Source organism: Duganella hordei, from assembly GCF_040369125.1.
Lineage (GTDB): Bacteria > Pseudomonadota > Gammaproteobacteria > Burkholderiales > Burkholderiaceae_D > Rugamonas > Rugamonas hordei.
On the sequence record NZ_BPWI01000016.1, the window covers coordinates 131919 to 151032 of the forward strand.

The 19114-nt window shown below is 61.8% G+C and carries 18 protein-coding genes and 3 pseudogenes; 13 read left to right on the plus strand and 8 right to left on the minus strand.

The genetic code is table 11. From position 1 onward, the window contains the following. Window positions 1-10 precede the first annotated feature (10 nt). The 5 genes and pseudogenes from ABWW33_RS27205 to ABWW33_RS27225 form a co-directional block, all read right to left on the minus strand. On the minus strand, window positions 11-1354 hold the full coding sequence (locus ABWW33_RS27205; protein ID WP_176651068.1) for an MFS transporter: 1344 nt from the start codon (window positions 1352-1354) through the stop codon (window positions 11-13). 103 nt (window positions 1355-1457) lie between these two features. Beyond that, window positions 1458-1994 carry a gluconokinase gene (locus ABWW33_RS27210; protein ID WP_353404562.1) on the minus strand — a complete coding sequence of 179 codons (537 nt, stop codon included), beginning with the start codon at window positions 1992-1994 and terminating at the stop codon, window positions 1458-1460. A 107-nt stretch (window positions 1995-2101) separates the two neighbouring features. Continuing rightward, window positions 2102-3130, minus strand: coding sequence for an HTH-type transcriptional regulator GntR (gene gntR, locus ABWW33_RS27215; protein ID WP_176651067.1), 1029 nt, complete (start codon window positions 3128-3130; stop codon window positions 2102-2104). Window positions 3131-3193: 63 nt separating this feature from the next. After that, the gene (locus ABWW33_RS27220; protein WP_176651066.1) at window positions 3194-3715 is read right to left on the minus strand and encodes a DUF4124 domain-containing protein; all 522 of its coding nucleotides are present in this window, start codon (window positions 3713-3715) and stop codon (window positions 3194-3196) included. A gap of 100 nt (window positions 3716-3815) precedes the next feature. Next, a pseudogene (locus ABWW33_RS27225) lies at window positions 3816-4163 on the minus strand (FxDxF family PEP-CTERM protein); the annotation flags it as partial. Window positions 4164-4535: 372 nt separating this feature from the next. Between ABWW33_RS27225 and guaB the strand changes: the two are divergent. From guaB to ABWW33_RS27240, 3 genes are all read left to right on the plus strand, one after another. Next, complete coding sequence (gene guaB / locus ABWW33_RS27230; RefSeq protein ID WP_070271573.1) at window positions 4536-6008, plus strand: IMP dehydrogenase; 1473 nt, start codon at window positions 4536-4538, stop codon at window positions 6006-6008. A 67-nt stretch (window positions 6009-6075) separates the two neighbouring features. Beyond that, window positions 6076-7686 carry a glutamine-hydrolyzing GMP synthase gene (gene guaA / locus ABWW33_RS27235; protein ID WP_176651063.1) on the plus strand — a complete coding sequence of 537 codons (1611 nt, stop codon included), beginning with the start codon at window positions 6076-6078 and terminating at the stop codon, window positions 7684-7686. A 408-nt stretch (window positions 7687-8094) separates the two neighbouring features. Then, window positions 8095-9282: a tyrosine-type recombinase/integrase gene (locus ABWW33_RS27240; RefSeq protein WP_353404567.1), complete on the plus strand. Its 1188-nt coding sequence runs from the start codon at window positions 8095-8097 to the stop codon at window positions 9280-9282. Between the two features lie 31 nt (window positions 9283-9313). Here ABWW33_RS27240 and ABWW33_RS27245 read toward each other — a convergent pair whose 3' ends face one another. Next, window positions 9314-9568: a helix-turn-helix transcriptional regulator gene (locus ABWW33_RS27245; RefSeq protein WP_353404568.1), complete on the minus strand. Its 255-nt coding sequence runs from the start codon at window positions 9566-9568 to the stop codon at window positions 9314-9316. A 342-nt stretch (window positions 9569-9910) separates the two neighbouring features. Between ABWW33_RS27245 and ABWW33_RS27250 the strand changes: the two genes are divergently transcribed. From ABWW33_RS27250 to ABWW33_RS27285, 8 genes and pseudogenes are all read left to right on the plus strand, one after another. Next, complete coding sequence (locus tag ABWW33_RS27250; protein WP_353404570.1) at window positions 9911-10138, plus strand: hypothetical protein; 228 nt, start codon at window positions 9911-9913, stop codon at window positions 10136-10138. Between the two features lie 592 nt (window positions 10139-10730). Then, window positions 10731-11174 carry an antirestriction protein gene (locus tag ABWW33_RS27255; protein WP_353404572.1) on the plus strand — a complete coding sequence of 148 codons (444 nt, stop codon included), beginning with the start codon at window positions 10731-10733 and terminating at the stop codon, window positions 11172-11174. A gap of 86 nt (window positions 11175-11260) precedes the next feature. Then, window positions 11261-13204 carry a ParB/RepB/Spo0J family partition protein gene (locus ABWW33_RS27260; protein WP_353404574.1) on the plus strand — a complete coding sequence of 648 codons (1944 nt, stop codon included), beginning with the start codon at window positions 11261-11263 and terminating at the stop codon, window positions 13202-13204. 147 nt (window positions 13205-13351) lie between these two features. Beyond that, window positions 13352-13579, plus strand: coding sequence for a DUF3717 domain-containing protein (locus ABWW33_RS27265; RefSeq protein WP_353404576.1), 228 nt, complete (start codon window positions 13352-13354; stop codon window positions 13577-13579). Window positions 13580-13608: 29 nt separating this feature from the next. After that, window positions 13609-14007, plus strand: coding sequence for a hypothetical protein (locus ABWW33_RS27270; RefSeq protein ID WP_353404578.1), 399 nt, complete (start codon window positions 13609-13611; stop codon window positions 14005-14007). 215 nt (window positions 14008-14222) lie between these two features. After that, a complete protein-coding gene (locus ABWW33_RS27275; RefSeq protein WP_353404580.1) occupies window positions 14223-14762 on the plus strand; it encodes a plasmid mobilization protein in 540 nt (179 codons plus the stop codon). After that, on the plus strand, window positions 14759-15733 hold the full coding sequence (locus tag ABWW33_RS27280; RefSeq protein ID WP_353404582.1) for a relaxase/mobilization nuclease domain-containing protein: 975 nt from the start codon (window positions 14759-14761) through the stop codon (window positions 15731-15733). The genes ABWW33_RS27275 and ABWW33_RS27280 overlap by 4 nt, the downstream gene beginning before the upstream one ends. Window positions 15734-15741: 8 nt before the next feature. Beyond that, window positions 15742-16641, plus strand: a pseudogene (locus ABWW33_RS27285) (IS481 family transposase); the annotation flags it as partial. Window positions 16642-16727: 86 nt separating this feature from the next. Here ABWW33_RS27285 and ABWW33_RS27290 read toward each other — a convergent pair. Continuing rightward, a complete protein-coding gene (locus ABWW33_RS27290) occupies window positions 16728-17306 on the minus strand; it encodes a hypothetical protein (RefSeq protein ID WP_353404584.1) in 579 nt (192 codons plus the stop codon). An 84-nt stretch (window positions 17307-17390) separates the two neighbouring features. On the opposite strand from ABWW33_RS27290, the gene ABWW33_RS27295 reads away from it, so the two are divergent. Further along, window positions 17391-17861: a MerR family transcriptional regulator gene (locus ABWW33_RS27295; RefSeq protein WP_161089107.1), complete on the plus strand. Its 471-nt coding sequence runs from the start codon at window positions 17391-17393 to the stop codon at window positions 17859-17861. After that, window positions 17849-18178, plus strand: coding sequence for a YnfA family protein (locus ABWW33_RS27300; protein ID WP_161089108.1), 330 nt, complete (start codon window positions 17849-17851; stop codon window positions 18176-18178). The genes ABWW33_RS27295 and ABWW33_RS27300 overlap by 13 nt, the downstream gene beginning before the upstream one ends. A gap of 58 nt (window positions 18179-18236) precedes the next feature. Here ABWW33_RS27300 and ABWW33_RS27305 read toward each other — a convergent pair. Then, window positions 18237-19114 (minus strand): annotated as a pseudogene (locus tag ABWW33_RS27305) (IS256 family transposase); the annotation flags it as partial.

Genomic DNA, 19114 nt, shown 5'->3' on the forward strand with positions numbered 1-19114 from the left:
AACTCTCCGTTTAAGATTGAGATTTGCGGGCTTCCAGATCCGCCTGGATCTGGACCAGCTTGGTGTTGTCGAGGTTGTAGAAGAACATGACGGCCACCGCGAGCACCGCGAAGGCCGCCGGAATGAAGGACATCAGCCAGACGATGCCGGCCTGCGAACCGGAAGTCTGGGCGACGTTGGCCACGTATCCGAGCTTGGTGAACAGCCAGCCGATGACCGCCACCGCGACGGCGGTGCCGAGCTTTTGCGAGAAGGTGGCGGCGGCGAAGGTCATCGCGGTGGCGCGGCGGCCGGTGCGCCATTCGTTGTAGTCGGCGGTGTCGGCGTACATCGAGAACGCCAGCGGCGATTTCGGTCCCAGCACCAGGCCGGTGGCGATCTGCAGCGCGAACATCAGCGTGACCTGGTCCTTCTGCACGAAGAAGAAGGCCAGCGACAGCAGGGCGGTGGTGCTCATCAAGATCATCATCAGCTTGCGCTTGTCGACGAAGCGCGTCAGGAACGGCGTGAGCGAAGCGCCGACGGCGGCCGAGATCATATAGGCGGGGACGAAACCCTGCATCAGCTCCGGCCGGCCGACCACGTACTTGAAGTAGTAGGCGGCGCTGGTGGTGCGCAGCGTGATGGTGATCATGATGATCAGCGCCAGGAAGAACAGCGCCACCCACGGCCGGTTGCGCGACAGGTCGCGGATGTCCTGCCACACATTGGACTGCTGCGTGGGCGCCGGCGCCACGCGTTCGCGCGTGTTGAGGAAGGTCGTCACGAACAGCGCGGAGGCCAGCACGCCCCACACCAGCATCGTCAGCTGCCAGCCCAGTTTGTCGTCGCCGTGGCCCAGCCAGCGCACCAGCGCCGGCGTGGCCGCCGTCACCAGCGTGCCGCCGGCAAAGGCGAAGATGAAGCGCAGGCCGTTGACGGTGGAACGCTCCTGCGGATCGGCCGACAGCACGCCGGACAGGGCGTTGTACGGGATGTTGATGCAGGTGTAGCAAACCATCATCAGCAAGTAGGTGGCGTAGGCCCAGACGATCTTGCCGCCCTCGGACAGGTCGGGCGTGGTGTAGGTCAGGAAGGCGGCGCAGGCCAGCGGCAGGGGAACCCATATCAGGTAAGGGCGGAACTTGCCGAAGCGGGTGGTGGTGCGGTCGGCGACGGCGCCGATCAGCGGGTCGGTGAAAGCGTTGATGATTTTAATCGTAAACACCATCGATGCGGCGGCGGCGGCCGAGATGCCGAAGACGTCGGTGTAGAAAATCAGCAGGAAGGTGGCGATATTGGTCCAATAAAAATTGAAGCCCATATCGGCAATGCCGTAGCTGATCTTTTCCCGCCAGGTCAGTTGTTTGTTCACGATCGCTTTCAGACAGATGTAAAAACAGGCAGTGAAGGAGGGCCCTCACTGCCCGAACGGGGCGCGTATGGATAGTACACCCCGGGGAGAGCTCGTTGGCGCTTCAGCCTGATGCTGGAGCGTCGAATTTGTTAGCGGTAACTATAATCTCGCGCACCAGCTCGCGCGGGTCTTTGCGGATATCGAGCACGATGCCGGCTTCGTCGTCCTGCAGCGGTTCCAGCGCAGCCAGTTGGCTGTCCAGCAGCGACGGCGGCATGTAGTGGCCGGGACGCGCCGTCATGCGCTGCGCGATCAGTTCGCGCGGGCCGGCCAGATGGGCGAAGTGCAACTGCGGATCGGCGCTGCGCAGCAGGTCGCGGTAGCTGCGCTTCAGCGACGAGCAGGACAGCACCAGGCCGGTGTGCCCGTCGCGCGCGGCGTGGATCTGCGCGTGCAGTTCCAGCAGCCAGCTGGCGCGGTCGGCGTCGGTCAGCGGCAGGCCGGCCGTCATCTTGGCCACGTTGGCGTAGGAATGAAAGTCGTCGCCCTCGATGAACGGCGCGTTCAGCGCGTGCGCCAGTTGCAGTCCGATGGAACTCTTGCCGCAGCCGCTGACGCCCATGACGACCCAGCGTATCTGACCCCTGTGTGTACTCATATTGCCCAATCAATGTTAGCGCTAACAGAATTAACCGAAGTGTAGACTTTTGGCTGGATTTGTAAACAAGATTTGATGTTGCGGTGCAGCAGGCGAGGGTGTCGCGCCTAGGCGCTTTCGCGCGCCATCAGCGTGAAACCCAGGTCGATCTGCTTGTTGGGCGGATCCTCGCCCTTGATGACGGCGCGCAGCAGCGTGGCCGCCTCGAAGCCGATGCGGTAGCGCGGCGTGCCGATGGTGGTCAGCGACGGGTTCATCCAGGCCGAGGCGGGCAGGTCGTTGAAGCCGCAGATCGCCAGTTGCGCCGGCACCGCGATGCCGCGCCGCTGGCACTGGTAGATGGCGCCGTGCGCCAAGTCGTCGTTGCAGCAGAAAATGGCGTCGCAATCGGGCGCCTGGGCCAGCATGCGGCCCACCAGCTCGGCACCCAGCGCGATGGTCGACGGCTCGCCCACCATCACCTCCAGCTTGATGTCGGCCAGGCCGGCGTCCAGCATCGCCTTGCGGTAGCCCTCGGCGCGCCGCAGCGTGCGCTCGTCGAGCTGCGCGCCGATGAAGCCGATGCGCTTGTGGCCCTTGTCGATCAGGTAGTTGGTCATCGCCCAGCCGGCCTGGAACTGCGAGAAGCCCACGGTCAGCTGCGACGGATCGGTGGACATGTCCATCATCGACACCACCGGCACGCGCGAATTGGTCAGGATCTGCTGCACCCGGGGGCTGTGGGTCAGGCCGGAGAGCAGCATGCCGTCCGGGTTCGACTGCAGATAGGTACCGATCAGCTTTTCCTCTTCCTTGTCGGAATAGCGGGTGTTGCCGATCAGGATTTGATAGTCGTCGGCGTCCAGCGCGTCCTGGATGCCGGCCAGCACTTCGGTGAACACCGCGTTCGACAGCGACGGCACCAGCACCGCGATCACCTTTGATTGCGACGAGGCCAGCGCGCGCGCGGCGCGGTTGGGCACGTAGCCCAGTTCGGTCACCGCCTGCTCGACGCGGTCGCGCAGCGCCTGCGACACCATGTCCGGCTGGGTGATGGCGCGCGAGGCGGTCATCGTCGCCACGCCGGCCCGCTCCGCCACCATCGCCAGGGTGATGCGGCCGCTGGCCCGGCTCTTGCCCGCTTGTGTCTTGATCATTATGGGTCTTGTTGGATGTTGATAGCGATATCATACGGCAGCATGCGCCGTGGCCGACAAGGGTTATTTGCAGCCGGCCAGCACTTTCTGGTTCTTTGTTGCCATTTCCGCACGTTCCTGGTCGCTCATGACGCCGCGTTCGCCGTTTTTATCGTAATTGGATATGCGGATGCCGTCCGCCAGCGCCTGCTGGTTTTTACGGGCTGCGTCGCAATTGGCGGCGGTGTCGGCTTTTTGCCTGGCTTCGTCGGCGGCTTTTTTCTCGGCGGCGGCAGCCTCGGTCTTGCGCTTGTTGAAATCGGCGTTGCGTTCGGCCAGCGTGGGCGGGCGCTTGGCGGCCGGTTCGGCCTCTGCCGTGTTGGCGGCCGGTTCCGCTTCCGCCGGGGCGTTGGGATTGAACGGCGCCTTGCCGGGCGCCTTCAGGATGCGTTTTTCCGGCACCGACGCCGGCGGCGGGCGGTCCGACAGTTGTTTGACGCCCTTGTCGTCTATCCATATATATTGGGCCAGGGCCAGCGACGAGGCCGCCAGCATCACGGCGCCAACGATGGCGCGCACAGGAACGAGGGAGTTGCGATGTTTCATAGGACGCTCCAGTAAGGCATGGGCAGATTTCGCCATGATTTACGGCAACTGTCAACCGGAGCGAACGAAACCCGCCATCATTTGATGGCGGGCAGAGACATCAGGACTGCTTGCGGCGACGCGCCACCAGACCCAACAGACCCAGACCACCCAGCAGCATGCCATAGGTTTCCGGCTCAGGCACAGGCGTTACCGTGATGTGGCCGGAATATGCCGCCAACGGCGCACCACTGGTTGTGCCCGACAGCGTCAGCGTGAACGGAGCGGTCGACGTCAGATCGAACGCGCCGAGGCTGATCGGCGTGCTGTGATACAGGATCGACGGCGAATTGCCGTTCAGCGAAGCGGTCGTGATATCCGAGAAGTTGGCGCTGTACGTCAACACGACGTTATAGGCGCCAGCGGACAGGCCGGTGAAGGTCAGCACATCCGAACCGTCCGACAGCAGCCCGTCGCCGGGCAATGCCAGCCCGTTGAAGTCGAAGGTGACGTTGGGGAGGATGTTGAAGGTTTGGTCTGCAGCGTTCGCGGATAGTGCGGCGAAAGCCAGTACAGCAGGTGCGAGCAGTTTCAGTTTCATCGTAGAACCCCTAAAAAAAAGTCAAGTTGCCGGCTTATGAGCACCGGATCAGTTTGCCTAATGGCAGCGTTAAAATAGCAATATTTAAAAATTAGCGCATAAACAACACATATTCCGCGCTGCAATATTTAACAATTGAGATGACAGTTTTCTGGAGCTAGCGAAACAGAAGTTTCGGCAGAGTTAGGACAGGGGGCGGTTTATTCTGTATAATCTGCTTTTGCGCCTATAGGAAATGCTATGCGTCTACTCCAAAAAGCACTCACGTTTGATGACGTGCTGCTCGTCCCCGCGTACTCGAATGTTCTGCCTGCCGATACGTCCCTCAAAACTCGTCTGACCCGCAACATCAGCCTGAATATTCCCTTGCTGTCCGCAGCGATGGACACGGTCACCGAAGCCCGTCTCGCCATCGCGATGGCGCAAGAGGGCGGCATAGGCATCATCCACAAGAACCTGAATCCCAAGGACCAGGCCCGCGAGGTGGCGCGCGTCAAGCGTTTCGAAGCCGGCGTGCTGCGTGATCCGATCACGATCCCGCCGACGATGAAGATCCGCGATGTCATCAAGCTGACCGAGCAGTACGGCATTTCCGGCTTCCCGGTCGTCGAAGGCAAGGAAGTGGTCGGCATCATCACCAACCGCGACCTGCGTTTCGAGCAGGAACTGGACGCCGAAGCGCGCGCCAAGATGACCCCGCGCGAAAAGCTGGTGTTCGTCAAGGAAGGCGCGGAAGGCGCCGATCGCGACGAAGCCAAGCGCCTGATGAACAAGCACCGCCTCGAGCGCGTGCTGGTCGTCAACGACGCGTTCGAGCTGCGCGGCCTGATCACCGTCAAAGACATCCAGAAATCCACCGAGCACCCGCTGGCGTCGAAAGACTCGCAGGGCAAGCTGCTGGTGGGCGCCGCTGTCGGCGTGGGCGCAAAAGATGAGGAGCGCATCGAGCTGCTGGTTGCGGCCGGCGTCGACGTGCTGGTGGTCGACACCGCCCACGGCCACTCGCAAGGCATCCTGGACCGCGTGAAATGGATCAAGACCAAGTTCCCGCACGTGGACGTCATCGGCGGCAACATCGCCACCGCGGCCGCCGCCAAGGCGCTGGTTGAATACGGCGCGGACGCGGTCAAGGTCGGCATCGGCCCGGGCTCGATCTGCACCACCCGTATCGTCGCCGGCGTCGGCGTGCCGCAGATCACCGCGATCTCCAACGTTGCCGAAGCGCTGGAAGGCACCGGCGTGCCATGTATCGCCGACGGCGGCATCCGCTTCTCGGGCGACATTTCCAAGGCGCTGGCGGCCGGCGCATCGACCGTGATGATGGGCTCCATGTTTGCCGGCACCGAAGAGGCGCCGGGCGAAGTGATCCTGTACCAGGGCCGCTCGTACAAGTCGTATCGCGGCATGGGCTCGCTGGGCGCGATGTCGGACGGCTCGGCCGACCGCTACTTCCAGGACGCCACCATGAAGGCCGACAAGTTCGTGCCCGAAGGGATCGAAGGCCGCGTCGCCTACAAGGGCAGCGTGCTGGCGATCATCTTCCAGCTGGTCGGCGGCGTGCGTCAATCGATGGGGTACTGCGGCTGCGCCACCATCGACGAACTGCGCAACAAAGCCGAGTTCGTCGAGATCACCTCGGCCGGCATGCGCGAATCGCATGTGCACGACGTGCAAATCACCAAGGAAGCGCCGAACTACCGTTCCGGCGACTAAACCGTCCTTGCAACGCCGGCTCTTGGAGCCGGCGTTTTTCTATTCTCATCTTCATCAGTAGATACTCATGCACTCAAAAATCCTCATTCTCGATTTCGGCTCCCAAGTGACCCAGCTGATCGCGCGCCGCGTGCGCGACTCCGGCGTGTTCTCGGAAGTGTTCCCGTATGACGTCAGCGACGAGTTCGTGCGCAACTACGGCGCCGCCGGTGTGATCCTGTCGGGCAGCCACAGCTCGACCCTGGAAGGCGACGCCCCGCGCGCGCCGGACGCCGTGTTCGAACTGGGCGTGCCGGTGCTGGGTATCTGCTACGGCATGCAGACCATGGCCGCGCAGCTGGGCGGCAAGGTCGAGAACGGCCTGGTGCGCGAATTCGGCTACGCCGAAGTGCGCGCCCGCAGCCACACCAAGCTGCTGGACGGCATCAACGACTTCGTCACCGACGAAGGCCACGGCATGCTGAAGGTGTGGATGAGCCACGGCGACAAGGTGCTGGAAATGCCGCCGAGCTTCAAGCTGATGGCCAGCACGCCTAGCTGCCCGATCGCCGCCATGGCCGACGAGGAGAAGCGTTTCTACGGCGTGCAGTGGCACCCGGAAGTCACCCACACGGTGCAGGGCAAGGCCATGCTGGGCCGCTTCGTGCACGAGATCTGCGGCTGCAAGTCGGACTGGAACATGCCGGATTACATCTCGGAAGCGGTCGAAAAAATCCGTGCGCAAGTCGGCACCGATGAAGTGATCCTGGGCTTGTCCGGCGGCGTCGATTCGTCGGTGGCCGCCGCGCTGATCCACCGCGCCATCGGCGACCAGCTGACCTGCGTGTTCGTCGACCACGGCCTGCTGCGCCTGGACGAGGGCAAGATGGTGATGGACATGTTCGCCAAGAACCTGGGCGTCAAGGTGATACGCATCGATGCGGAAGACCAGTTCATGGGCCACCTGGCCGGCGTCGCCGATCCGGAGCAGAAGCGCAAGATCATCGGCCGCGAGTTCGTCGAAGTGTTCGACAAGGAATCGGGCAAGCTGGTCAACGCCAAGTGGCTGGCGCAGGGCACCATCTACCCGGACGTGATCGAATCGGCCGGCAAGGGCAAGAAGGGCCAGACCATCAAGAGCCACCACAACGTGGGCGGCCTGCCGGAGCACATGAAGCTGTCGCTGCTGGAGCCGCTGCGCGAACTGTTCAAGGACGAAGTGCGCAAGCTGGGCGTGGCGCTGGGCCTGCCGCACGACATGGTCTACCGTCATCCGTTCCCGGGCCCGGGCCTGGGCGTGCGCATCCTCGGCGAAGTGAAGAAGGAGTACGCCGACCTGCTGCGCCGCGCGGACGCCATCTTCATCGAAGAGCTGCGCAACACGCCGTACGAGCCGGTCGTGGTTCCCGGCTTTGATCAGGACAGCGTGCCGACCAACTGGTACGAAGCGACGTCGCAAGCGTTTGCCGTGTTCCTGCCGGTGAAATCGGTGGGCGTGATGGGCGACGGCCGCACCTACGAATACGTGGTGGCGCTGCGCGCCGTGCAGACGCAGGACTTCATGACGGCGCACTGGGCGCACCTGCCGCATTCGCTGTTGGGCAAGGTATCCAACCGCATCATCAACGAAGTGCGCGGCATCAACCGCGTGGTGTACGACATCAGCGGCAAGCCGCCTGCGACCATCGAGTGGGAATGATTCCGTAGCTGGTAACTGCTGGCGTTGGCTGGCAAACGGATGAGACTAAGCCCCTGATTTTCAGGGGCTTTTTCTTTTTTGGTCGCGCAAATTTTGGCAAGCTCATGCAACGCAAAGCAAGAGGGCTTGATGGTCATCATGATGGCACGGCGAATTGGGGTAGATGATCCAAGGCAACGAATACCATCACAGCCTGAACAGTACGTGATGGTACTGTTGATGGTAGAAATTCGTGTAAGTATTTGATTTCTATGGTCTTTTTCGTCTGCCTTGGTTGGTTCGTGCGTTGATGGTATTTTTGCGGAATTTTACCCTTCTCCGCGAGGTCTAACTACATGTAGTTTGTTTTCTAAGTTGTTGATTTTACGGTGTTTTCCCGATCGTGCTGGTATGCGACGGAGGTGCGAAATGCTAACAGACGCAAAGCTAAGATCCTTGAAAGGGCGGGAACGGCCTTATAAGGTCGCGGACCGCGACGGTCTGTATGTGTACGTCTCCACCGCCGGTGGGATTTCATTTCGCTTCAATTACCGCGTCAACGGCCGCCAGGAGACGTTGACGCTTGGCCGGTATGGGGGAGGCGGCATGACCCTCGCCGAGGCCCGCACGGCCCTTGCTGAAGCGCGCAAGACTCTGTCCGGTGGCGAATCGCCCGCACGCACCAAGACCGAACGTATCCAGCGCAAAAAGGCACAGGAATCGTTTTCGGTATGGGCAGAAAGGTGGCTCGATAAATACAGGATGGCCGAGTCGACACGCGCGATGCGGCGACACACTTACGAGCATGACCTGAAGAAGGCGTTGGGGTCGTTACTGCTGTCAGAAATCTCGGAGCAGCAGCTGCGAGCTCTGTGTGACCGTATCGTGGATAGGAGCGCGCCGGCGGTGGCGGTGCATGCGCGCGAAATTGTGCTGCAGGTGTACCGGTATGCGGACGCGCGTGGCGAGCGGCATGCCAATCCGGCCGAAGGCGTTCGGCCGACATCGATCGCGACGTTTGTGCCACGCGATCGGGCCCTGTCTCCAAACGAAATCAAACAGTTCTACAAGTACCTGGAGCGGATCAATAGCGCACCGACGATCAAGCTGGCGTGCAAGATGCTCTTGTTGACGCTGGTGCGCAAATCCGAACTGACGGACGCGGCTTGGGATGAAGTCGATTTTGAACATGCGTTGTGGACGATTCCGGCATCGCGCATGAAGCGGCGCAATCCCCACAATGTCTATTTGTCGCGCCAGGCGATGGATATCATGGTGGCTTTCAAGACCTGTGCTGGCGGCTCGCGTTTCGTGCTACCGAACCGCTACGACATTGACAGGCCGATGAGCGGCGTCAGTCTCAATGGCGTGCTGACTAAGGTTATAGAAACCGCGAGCCGGGACGGTTGCGCGCTGGATGAATTTTCGCCCCACGATTTGCGGCGCACGGCGTCAACCCTGCTGCATGAGGCCGGGTACAACACCGATTGGATAGAGAAGTGCCTGGCGCACGAGCAGCGCAATGTGCGTGCTGTGTACAACAAGGCGGAATATGCCGAGCAGCGGCGCGAGATGCTGCAGGCCTGGGCCGACATGATCGATGAATGGACCAAGTAAGCATGGGGTATTCGCCACTTTCTAAACTGGTCTATGGCTTTTTGTGACCGGGCCGCGGGCCTTGGCCAGCGGATGCTTTTCTTTCGGCGATCCATGCGTCCACCTCGGCGAGATCCCATGCGACTTTGGTAGGACTGATGGTGAAGTGCTTGGGAAATTCTCCGCGCTGTTCCATATCGTAGATCGTGCGGGCACTGAGCGGCACTTTTTGCAGTAACTGTGGACGCAGAATCAGGACACGGCCTGGAGCGAGCAGATCGTGAGTGGTGATAGGGCGGGTTGTCATGGAGGTGCCTCGTGAGTAGAAGCTGTAGGTGGGGTTCTATGGTTTTTCTAGTGACGGGGGCGCTATTCATGTCCAGTATCGCGCGTTTATCGGATCGTGCGCCTCAGTGCGAAGGAGCTTCTTTTACTTGCATCAAAATACGATCAGTTTGACTTTCCGGTGGGGATCTGAAGGGCCACTCATTGTCAACAACGTGACCGCATCGAGGCTACCGGGCAGCTGGTCGCCTTAAGCGAGAACCTGATTAGCAAGGCTTGCTATAGCTTCGCATCGCCGTGGCGCTCCGGTGAACCATCTGGGGCCAAGGAAGCGGAGCGGGCTGCGGCGCGCCACGCGCCGGAGGTGCTGGCGGAACAGAGCCTGCGTGGCGTTTCGGATACTTCGCGCCGTCATGGGCATGCGGCGCCGCTGGGCTGGGCGCTGTCGCCCGGGGCGGCGTATTGGGCCAATGCCTACGCGGCGCAGGCCTATGTCGCCTACGCCTATCCGGCTCACGAGCATCCGTTCGACTATGAGACGGACCTGATCCGGCAGCTGCACGCCGGTCGCGGTGCTGCCGTCAAGCCGTAGGAAACGCCGGGCGAGGCCCTGCGGGCCCGTCCTCCTTGCGGGTCGCTGCGCCCCGTCCCTGCGGGACCGGGCCTGCGGCCCGCCTCCAGTCCTCCTCTCGCGACACCTGCTCATCAAGGGGCAGCTGTGCTCCCCCTTGGCCGCACGGCTAATCCCCGACACCCGCGCAGCGCTGCGCGCTCCGCTGACCCCGAACGACCTGAAGTGAGGGCAGGCCGCTTTCAAAGGCCATGCCAGCGATAAGGCCGCTGGCATGGCCTTTGAGCCGCCGCTCGCGCTATGAAGCCGGCCGCATCCCGCCCTGGGGCGCCTGCGGCGCCAACCCCACGAGGGCAGCATGGGCCGCGACGCCCACTGCATCCATCCCCCCACAAGCCCCCGGGTCGGGCGAGGGGGACTTGTGGGGGGATGGAAGCAATGGGCTAAAAACGCGGCCCATACCCCGCTGCCTGCAGACCACCCATCCCAACCCTTCCCCTGAGGGAAGGGCTATCTCCACCCCCCGCCCGCCCAGGCGGGAGCGAGAGAGTCCATGCAAGAGGATGAGATGTCAAACACGCCTCTTTTGATCAACTTTTTAAGGAGAAACAGCATGGAAGCGAATTGCGGAACGTTGCCCATGGGGGCCAGCCATGGCGGGCGGATCGAGGCGGTGCTGGTGCCGCCGGAGGCAAGGCTGACCTGTTTGCCGCGCCACTTCGGCGCGCAGTGCATCGCGGTTGAGAACGCGGTCTACGACGTGATGCGCCGCCTGTGCCCGCTCTACCGGGGGGATTACTGGGACTTCTACCAGCTGTCGAACGGCGGCTTCTACATGGCGCCGACGGCCGCCGAACGCTATCGGCTGGAATGCGACGGCAACGGCTTTGCCGGCGAGTTCGGCGCGAACGCGACCGGCATGGGCGTGTGCGCGATGGCTTACAGCCAGCTGTCGTTCTGGCGCGGCGGCGCGCGTGCGGCCGAGATGTACTACCGCCTGCGCGACTTCATCGATCTGCAACCGGAGGCGCGCCGGCTGTATGCGCTGCTCGACTGAGCGGCGCTGGCGGCCGCAGCGGCGGCTGCCTTTTGTTTGTGTGTCTTTTTCTTTGTTTCCTTTGATGACCAACCACAGGAGGTTGTATGTCTGAATTGATTGAATCCCAAGAAGTGAACGTCGCAGCTGACAGCCATGTTTTGCAGCGGGCCGCCATGGCATTGCTGGATCACGCCACGTTTGGTGCCGCCCTGCATGCGCAGATGGTGGTCAGCGCGGACAATGTCCGGGCGGAGCCGGGCGAGATCGCCGAGCTGTGCGCGTTGATCCGGTCCCAAGGCGTGTTGCAGAACCTGATCTGCTTTGAGCAGAAGCGGGACGGCGTGCCGACCGGACGGTTCGAGGTGGCGGCCGGGCGGCGGCGCTGGACCGCAGTCGGCTTGCTGATCGCGGAAGGCAGCCTGCCGGAAGATTTTCGTATCCCGTTTCTGCTGGCCACCGAAGAGGAGGCGGTACTGGTCAGCTTGGCGGAAAACCACGGCAGGGCGCCCATGCATCCAGCGGACGTGTGCCGCGGCATGCTGGTGTTGGCGCAGCGCGGACACAGCGTGGGCGATATCGCGGTGTCGTTCGGCCTCGATCCGTTGACGGTGCGGCAGCGGCTGAAGTTGGCGAACGTGGCGCCGCGCTTGTTCGCGTTGTTCCGCGAAGGCAAAGCCACCTACGAGCAGATGGCGGCGCTGGCCGTCACCGACGACCATGCGGCACAGCAGGCAGCGTGGGACGGCCTGGATGCGTGGTCGCGTCAGCCGCACCAGCTGCGGCGCTTGCTGACGGCGCAGCGCATTCCCGTGCACTCGGACCGGGTGGCGCGCTACGTCGGCGTCAAGGCCTTCGAGGCGGCGGGCGGCAAGGTCGAGCGCGACCTGTTCAGCCAGCGGGATGAGGGCTATATCGACGACGTCGCCCTGTTGGAGTCGCTGGCGCAGGCCAAGCTGCAGCGCGTGGGGCAACGGCTGCGACGCGAGCGCTGGGCATGGGTGGAGGTGCGGGCACGCATTGACGCGGCGGAGCTGGCCCTGTATGGCCGCGTCAGGACGGCTGTGATACCGCCCAATGCCGAGCAGGCGGCGGCGCTGGCGCAGCTGGACGAGCGCGCGGCCCGGCTGAACGCCTCGGCGGAGGCCGATGACGATGCGCCCTCGGGCGACGCCGCCGATGTGGATCTGGACGCCACGGTGCAGGAGCTGGCCGAGATCGATATCGAGCGTGGCCGCATCCGGAGGGCGCTGTGCCAGCCGGATCCGGCGGACCGGGAACTGGCCGGGGCGCTGGTGACCCTCGACGAGGACGGCAAGCCCTGCGTGCAACGCGGCCTGATACGCCCGCAGGACAAGTCGCGCATGGCGAAGTCGTCGGAAGACAACGCCGGGACGGCCAAGTCCAGAGCCAAGCCGGTGCATAGCGAACGGCTGACCTTGCTGCTGTCGGCGCAACGCACGCTGGCGTTGCGGGCGGAACTGGTGCGCCAGCCCGAGGTGGCCGTGCTGGTGCTGGCCCATCGCCTGATCGCCAGCGCGTTTTATTCCAGCGGGCGGATAGCCAGCGCGGTGCAGCTGGAGGTCCGGCCGCCGGTGCTACCGGATGAGGCACACAGCGGCAGCGCGTGGGAGTATTGGGAAGCGCAGCGCGCCGAACTAGCCGCGCAGTTGCCGCAGGAGCCGGGAGGCGCGGCCTTGATGGAGTGGCTGCGGCGCCAGCCGCGTCAGGTGGTCGATGCCTATATCGCCTTCTGCACCGCTTGCATGGTCAACGGCTTGCAGGCGAACGAGCGTCCCTTGCCGGCCGTCGATGCGCTGGCGCACGAGGTGTCGCTGGACATGCACGCCTGGTGGAAGCCGACCGTGCAGGGCTACTTCGCGCATGTGAACAAGGGACGCATGATGGAGGTGGTGGCGCAGGCAGCCTCGCCCGCCACGGCGGTACCGCTGGAAAAGATGCGCAAGGATGCGGCGGCGGAAGCGGCCGCGCGCGCGCTGGCAGACAGTGACTGGCTGCCGCCGCTGTTCTGCGGAACGCCGGCCAACTGACCGGCCGGGTAGGATGGACGGGCCGCGCTGCAAGGCGTGGCCCGTTTTTCTTGGATGTTGATTTTTTTCAAGATGCTGCGGCCGCAGGCTTGCGATAGTGCAACGAGAGGAGGCCGTGTCGCGGTGTGCTTGTACGGGGAGAAAACAATGACTGTCCTTGTCGATATCGTGCAGCTGGAAGCGGAGATCAACCGGCGGCTGGGCGTCGAGCCGCCGGTCGATGGCAAGCTGTCGCCCACGCTGGAGACGTTGGCGGAAGTGTATGCTGGGATGATCCTCCGCCACCAAAGAGAAGTCGATGTCGAGGCCTTGCCGGAACCCGTGCGCGCCGCCCTGGTGCTGCAACCGGCCGGCCTCGGGCGTTCCGAAGGGTGAAATGAGCAGCCGGTGCCGTAGCACCGGCGATGGCGTCTTTCGCACCGGCATCCGGTGAGCCGGTTCCGTCACCGTTACCGCTACGGGTTGGGCTGCGCCACTGCGCGCCTGTTCCGGTTCATATTGATGCGGGTCTGAATGCCGCCCAGGAGTTCGACCAACAGCGCGCGTATGTGCGCCGGACTGTCCTGTTGGCGCTGACGTATCAGTATCAACAGCAGATGCGCACGGAGATCAACGAGTTCCTCATCGGAAAGGATGCCACTCAATATGCTGCCGAGCTCGGTCGCCAGCGCGATGTAGTGCCTGCGGTCGTTCCAGTATGCATCCTCCGCCTGCCTGCCTGCCGTTCAACTCGTTGTCGTTCACGTTTTTTGATTTGGGGGACATCGGGCCTGGCCATCTTTCCACGCGGTTTGTTCCAATGATTCTAGCGCGAAGCGGCGCCAAAGGAGGGTCCTTCTGCGGTGCCCGGTGCTTTCAGGCGTTCCCCAAGACGAAACGCACGAGGACAGCGTGAATTCTTGAAAATTTCAAGAAAAACCTGTTTTGTAAAGCTAGGGCGGGATAGTCTGATGGTGATCAATGTGCTCCGCTGTTGTTGAGTTAATCTGACCCAGAAACCAGACGGCGGAGGTGCCCAATGTCTTCGAAGCCTAGACCCAGCCGCATCAATATCGAGCTCGGTCCATTGAAAGCGCGATGGCTCAGCTATTGCCACGCGAATGGCGTGACGCCCAGCGAAGCCTTCCGGCAGGTGGTTGAAAAACTGACTGCCGACGACACTCGCATTGCGCCAGCGTATGCGTTGACTGAAAAAGAGAGGTGCAAGATTCGCCGGGTCATCCGCCTGACTCCGGACGAGGCACAGAAAATCAGGATCTGTGCGGACCAGGAAGGCTACTCGGTCAGCCGCTGGTTGATTGCGTTGATCCGCGTGCGTATCTATGCGGCCCCGCAGTTTGGCCAGTTTGAACTCGCCACGCTGGTCAAGTCGAACCTGTTGCTGCTCGCCGCGGGCCGGAACCTGAACCAGATTGCTCGGGCCATCAATGTCGCAGGTGCGGCAAACCGCCGCGTTCCTGAAGCGGCGTTGACGGAATTGCGGGCCTTGATCACTGAACACATCGATATGGTGTCTGAGGTCATCGCACGAAATGTCGAACGATGGAGGGCATCATGAGCGGCTTGAGCGTGGACGCGCTGATCAAGCGATGGGCGGAACGCGGATTCAATCAGTCCCCGGTGCGGAGAAGCGCCGCACGCAGGGGCCTCACCGGACTGACGATAAGGAAAAAGGGGCAGTGGACATCGGCGCAGACCAGCGCGTCCGGCGTCCGCGCGGGGCTGGAAAGGATGGCCAGGCGCACGCCGCAAGTCATCGTGCGCATCTCCGGCGGCGGGCGGGGCATGAGCCATATCCGCGCGCATCTTTCCTACATTACGCGCAATGGGCGCCTTCCCGCATTCGATCAGAACGAAGACCGCTTCCAGGGGCGGGAGGAATTAGCAGAACTGGGGCAGGAATTGCAGTCCGGCGGCTTTCCCATTGCCGAGTCATCGAAAACAAGAGAGGCGCTCAACATCATACTGTCGATGCCTGAAGGTACCGACGCTGCGGGACTACGCCGAGCGGCCATGCTCTTCGCGGCAGACGAATTCGAGGGGCACCAGTACGCGCTGGTGCTGCACACTTTGGACACCGATCCACACAAAAATCCTGCCAGACATCCGCACATTCATCTATGCGTGAAGAGGACCGGTGAGGACGGCACCCGGCTCAATCCGCGCAAGCCCGACCTGCAGCGCTGGCGTGAGCGGTTTGCCGAACGTCTCCGCGAGCATGGCATCGACGCAGCCGCGAGCTATCGGCTGGAGAGATTGCAACGTGATCGAGGACCCAAGCCAAGCGTGTGGCACATGGCACATCGAGGAGCGCCCATGCATTCGATCGGCGTCTCGAAGGCGACGGGCGAGCGCCTGGCGCGAGCGCTGCAGCTGGAGGCACATATGCTGGGACGGTATGGCGAGTTGGCGCACATATTGGCGAGGTCTGCCGATCAGCAAGACCGACGGCTGGTCATGACGCTAACCACCGTGCTTCGGGATGGCCGTCGTGATATGGATAAGTCGCGAACCGAGCCTGAACGATAATTTGAAAGGAGGAGGGCGATGAAAACGCACTTCTCAGCGGATACTTACCCAACCTGAAGAACCGCGTGGAAGAAGCCACGGAGAGCGCCGTTGTGGCCTTCTGCCTGGAGCAGCCGGCCTTCGGTCAGGTCCGCGCCTCCAACGAGCTGCGCAAGCGTGGCATCTTCATCTCTCCATCCGGCGTTCGGTCGGTATGGCTACGTCGTGATCTGGAATCGTTTAAGAAGCGCCTGGTGGCACTGGAGCGCCACGTCGCGGAAACGGGTGACGTTTTGACCGAAGCCCAAGTCGTCGCGCTTGAACGTAAGCAGGACGACGACGTCGCCCATGGCGAAATCGAAACGGCCCACCCTGGCTACCTCGGTAGCCAGGACACTTTCTACGTCGGCACGATCAAAGGCGTGGGCCGTATCTACCAGCAGACCTACGTCGACACCTACTCGAAGTGGGCTGCCGCAAAGCTCTACAACACTAAGACCCCGATCACCGCCGCCGATCTGCTGAACGACCGCGTGCTGCCTTTCATGGACGAACAAGGCATGGGCGTCATTCGCGTGCTGACAGATCGCGGCACCGAGTTCTGTGGCAAAGCCGAGTCGCATGATTATCAGCTCTATTTGGCGCTGAACGACATCGAGCACACGAAGACCAAGGTCCGGCATCCGCAGACCAACGGCATCTGCGAGCGCTTCCACAAAACGATTCTGCAGGAGTTCTACCAGGTCGCGTTCAGGCGCAAGATCTATCGCAGCATTGACGAGCTGCAAGCCGACCTGGATGACTGGGTCGCCTACTACAACAACGAGCGCACGCATCAAGGAAAGATGTGCTGCGGGCGCACGCCGATGCAAACTCTAGTTGACGGAAAGGAGGCGTGGCGCGATAAAATCACCACACTGAACAGCTGAATTTGACCTGACAGTCGCAGGCTTCAAACCGGGTAACTGTCAGATACTGTCTTAATTTTCAAGGTCTGAAGTTGCTCAGGTACTTGTCACTGTGCTTGACTACGATGAGCCGAGGTTAGGTGTGCCAGCAGGAGCGTCAAATCGCCAATGTCCTGGTTGCGCGCCTTGATAGTCAGGAGGAGGTGGTCCTTCATTTCTTCCAACTCGAATTGCAGAAACGCGCAGCAGGCTTGCTCCTGTTGGACCATCACCTCCACGTCTGCCTTTGCATCCGGTCGATAACGAAGCAAGGCATGGGCAGCGAAAATGGAATGCGAAAGCAAGGCGCGATCAGTTAAGTCTTGCAGCCAGGCTGCGCGTTCCTTGAATTCCCCAGGGGTGAGAGTGCAGGCTATAGGGGCCTTCGTTTCGCAGCCGCAAGGAGAACCGCTGGCGGCGCACGCCTGCGGTCGTTGACGATTGCGGTGCCAGAGGACAGCAGCCAGTAGAAGCAGTGCAGCACCAACTCCCAGCGACACAAACTCGTCAACTCCGCTACCGATTGCACCAACGCCCAACGTAGCTACTGCTATCGAGGCAAACGGAATGCAGCATGCCCCGCATGCTACTAGTCCTGCGCCCGCCAGGGCGGATGAGCCAGCCCAGAATTTTTGCTTGGATTGCATTTAAGGTCACCTTTCAAGAAAGAACTTGCCACAGTCTAGATCCTCAAGTAACTTGAGGAGCAACTACTTTATCGCCACATCGAAATGAAATCTGCTTTCCTTCCGATCGGAGCCTTGGCCGACCAAAGCCAGTGCTCGGTACCGACCATCCGCTATTACGAACAGATTGGGCTGATACCGCCGGCTGCGCGATCAGCTGGCCGCCGCCTGTACGGGGAAGAGGACGTGCGTCGGCTGACATTCATCCGGCGTTGCCGCGACTTCGGCTTCTCCCTGGAACGGGTGAAGGAGATGGTGTCGTTGTATGAGAACGGCGACCGGGATTGCGCGGAAGTGCGCGACATCGCGCAAGCGCATCTTGATGTAGTCAGGCACCGAATGACCGAGCTGCTGGCGCTAGAAAAAAGCCTGAGTCAGTTCGTCACGAGTTGTAACTCTGTGAGCTGCCAAGGCACCACCAGCGATTGCGTGGCGATAGAAGACCTGTCGCAGTCCTTCAAAGAAGTTCGCCGTATGGCACCCGCTACTTCAAAGGATGAGACTTGGAATTCTTGAAACTTGTTGCGCTGTTTTTCGTCACTGCGCTAGCAGAAATCACGGGCTGCTACTTACCCTGGCTGGTGCTTAAGCAAGACAAACCTATTTGGTTGCTTATACCGGCCGCGCTATCTCTCGCGGCATTCGCTTGGCTACTGACTCTTCATCCAGCTGCAGCAGGCAGAACCTACGCTGCATACGGCGGCGCATACATTGCGGTGGCTTTGTTGTGGCTCCGCCTTGTTGACGGAATAGCGCTTAGCAGATTCGACTACATCGGAGCAGCTTTTGCGCTTGCTGGCATGGCGATAATCGCGTTCCAACCATCTAGCTGATGATAGTGTCCCCAGGCGTGGTGTATGAGTTGTGATTCCTGGGAGGCTGGGCTCCCGCTCAGCTGATCACGGCGGAAAGCCGTGTCGGCTGCGTTTCATAGAGCGACTGCAGGCCTTCAAGTTGCATGTAGCGCCGCTGTAAAGACCATTCATCGTTCTGTTCCAACATGATAGCGCCGACAAGGCGGATGATGGAGCGCTCGTTGGGGAAGATGCCTACGACGTTGGTGCGTCGCTTGACCTCGGCGTTTAATCGCTCCAGGGGATTAGTGGTGCGCAGCTGTACCCGATGCGCGCTGGGAAACGCCATGTAGGCCAGCACGTCCTGCTCTGCCGCATCCATCATGTCGGCCAGCTTGGGCAATTTGGCGCGTAGCTGGTCGGTGACACTACGCCATTTGACGCTGGCCGCCTCCGCCGTCTCCTCGGCGAAAATCGTGTTGATCAAGGCCACCAGCGCCTGGCGCTGGCCCTTGTTGGCGTGCACCAGGGCGTTGCGCATGAAATGCACACGGCAACGCTGCCAGCTCGCGTTCATGACCTTGGCGACAGCGGCCTTGAGTCCTTCGTGGGCATCCGAGATGACCAGCTTGACGCCGCGCAGCCCGCGCCGCGTCAGCCCGCGCAGGAACTCACTCCAGAACGGCTCGGCTTCCGAGGCGCCCGTTGCTATGCCCAAGATTTCCCGCACGCCGTCGGTGTTGACCGCCACGGCGATTATTACGGCCACCGACACGATCCTCCCTGCCTGGCGGGTTTTGACGTAGGTCGCGTCGATCCAGAGATAGGGCCAGTCTCCTTCGAGCGGCCGGTTCAGGAATTCGTCACGCGTACGTCGATCTCCTGACACAGACGTGACACCTGACTCTTGGAGACGCCGCTCATGCCCATGGCCTTGACCAGTTCATCGACCGACCGCGTCGAGATGCCTTGGAT

Coding starts and splice junctions, on each gene's coding strand:
- ABWW33_RS27210 (WP_353404562.1), bottom strand. CDS start 1,994: ATGAGTACACACAGGGGTCAGATACGCTGGGTCGTCATGGGCGTCAGC.
- gntR (WP_176651067.1), bottom strand. CDS start 3,130: ATGATCAAGACACAAGCGGGCAAGAGCCGGGCCAGCGGCCGCATCACC.
- ABWW33_RS27220 (WP_176651066.1), bottom strand. CDS start 3,715: ATGAAACATCGCAACTCCCTCGTTCCTGTGCGCGCCATCGTTGGCGCC.
- guaB (WP_070271573.1), top strand. CDS start 4,536: ATGCGTCTACTCCAAAAAGCACTCACGTTTGATGACGTGCTGCTCGTC.
- guaA (WP_176651063.1), top strand. CDS start 6,076: ATGCACTCAAAAATCCTCATTCTCGATTTCGGCTCCCAAGTGACCCAG.
- ABWW33_RS27240 (WP_353404567.1), top strand. CDS start 8,095: ATGCTAACAGACGCAAAGCTAAGATCCTTGAAAGGGCGGGAACGGCCT.
- ABWW33_RS27245 (WP_353404568.1), bottom strand. CDS start 9,568: ATGACAACCCGCCCTATCACCACTCACGATCTGCTCGCTCCAGGCCGT.
- ABWW33_RS27255 (WP_353404572.1), top strand. CDS start 10,731: ATGGAAGCGAATTGCGGAACGTTGCCCATGGGGGCCAGCCATGGCGGG.
- ABWW33_RS27260 (WP_353404574.1), top strand. CDS start 11,261: ATGTCTGAATTGATTGAATCCCAAGAAGTGAACGTCGCAGCTGACAGC.
- ABWW33_RS27265 (WP_353404576.1), top strand. CDS start 13,352: ATGACTGTCCTTGTCGATATCGTGCAGCTGGAAGCGGAGATCAACCGG.
- ABWW33_RS27270 (WP_353404578.1), top strand. CDS start 13,609: ATGGCGTCTTTCGCACCGGCATCCGGTGAGCCGGTTCCGTCACCGTTA.
- ABWW33_RS27275 (WP_353404580.1), top strand. CDS start 14,223: ATGTCTTCGAAGCCTAGACCCAGCCGCATCAATATCGAGCTCGGTCCA.
- ABWW33_RS27280 (WP_353404582.1), top strand. CDS start 14,759: ATGAGCGGCTTGAGCGTGGACGCGCTGATCAAGCGATGGGCGGAACGC.
- ABWW33_RS27290 (WP_353404584.1), bottom strand. CDS start 17,306: ATGCAATCCAAGCAAAAATTCTGGGCTGGCTCATCCGCCCTGGCGGGC.
- ABWW33_RS27295 (WP_161089107.1), top strand. CDS start 17,391: ATGAAATCTGCTTTCCTTCCGATCGGAGCCTTGGCCGACCAAAGCCAG.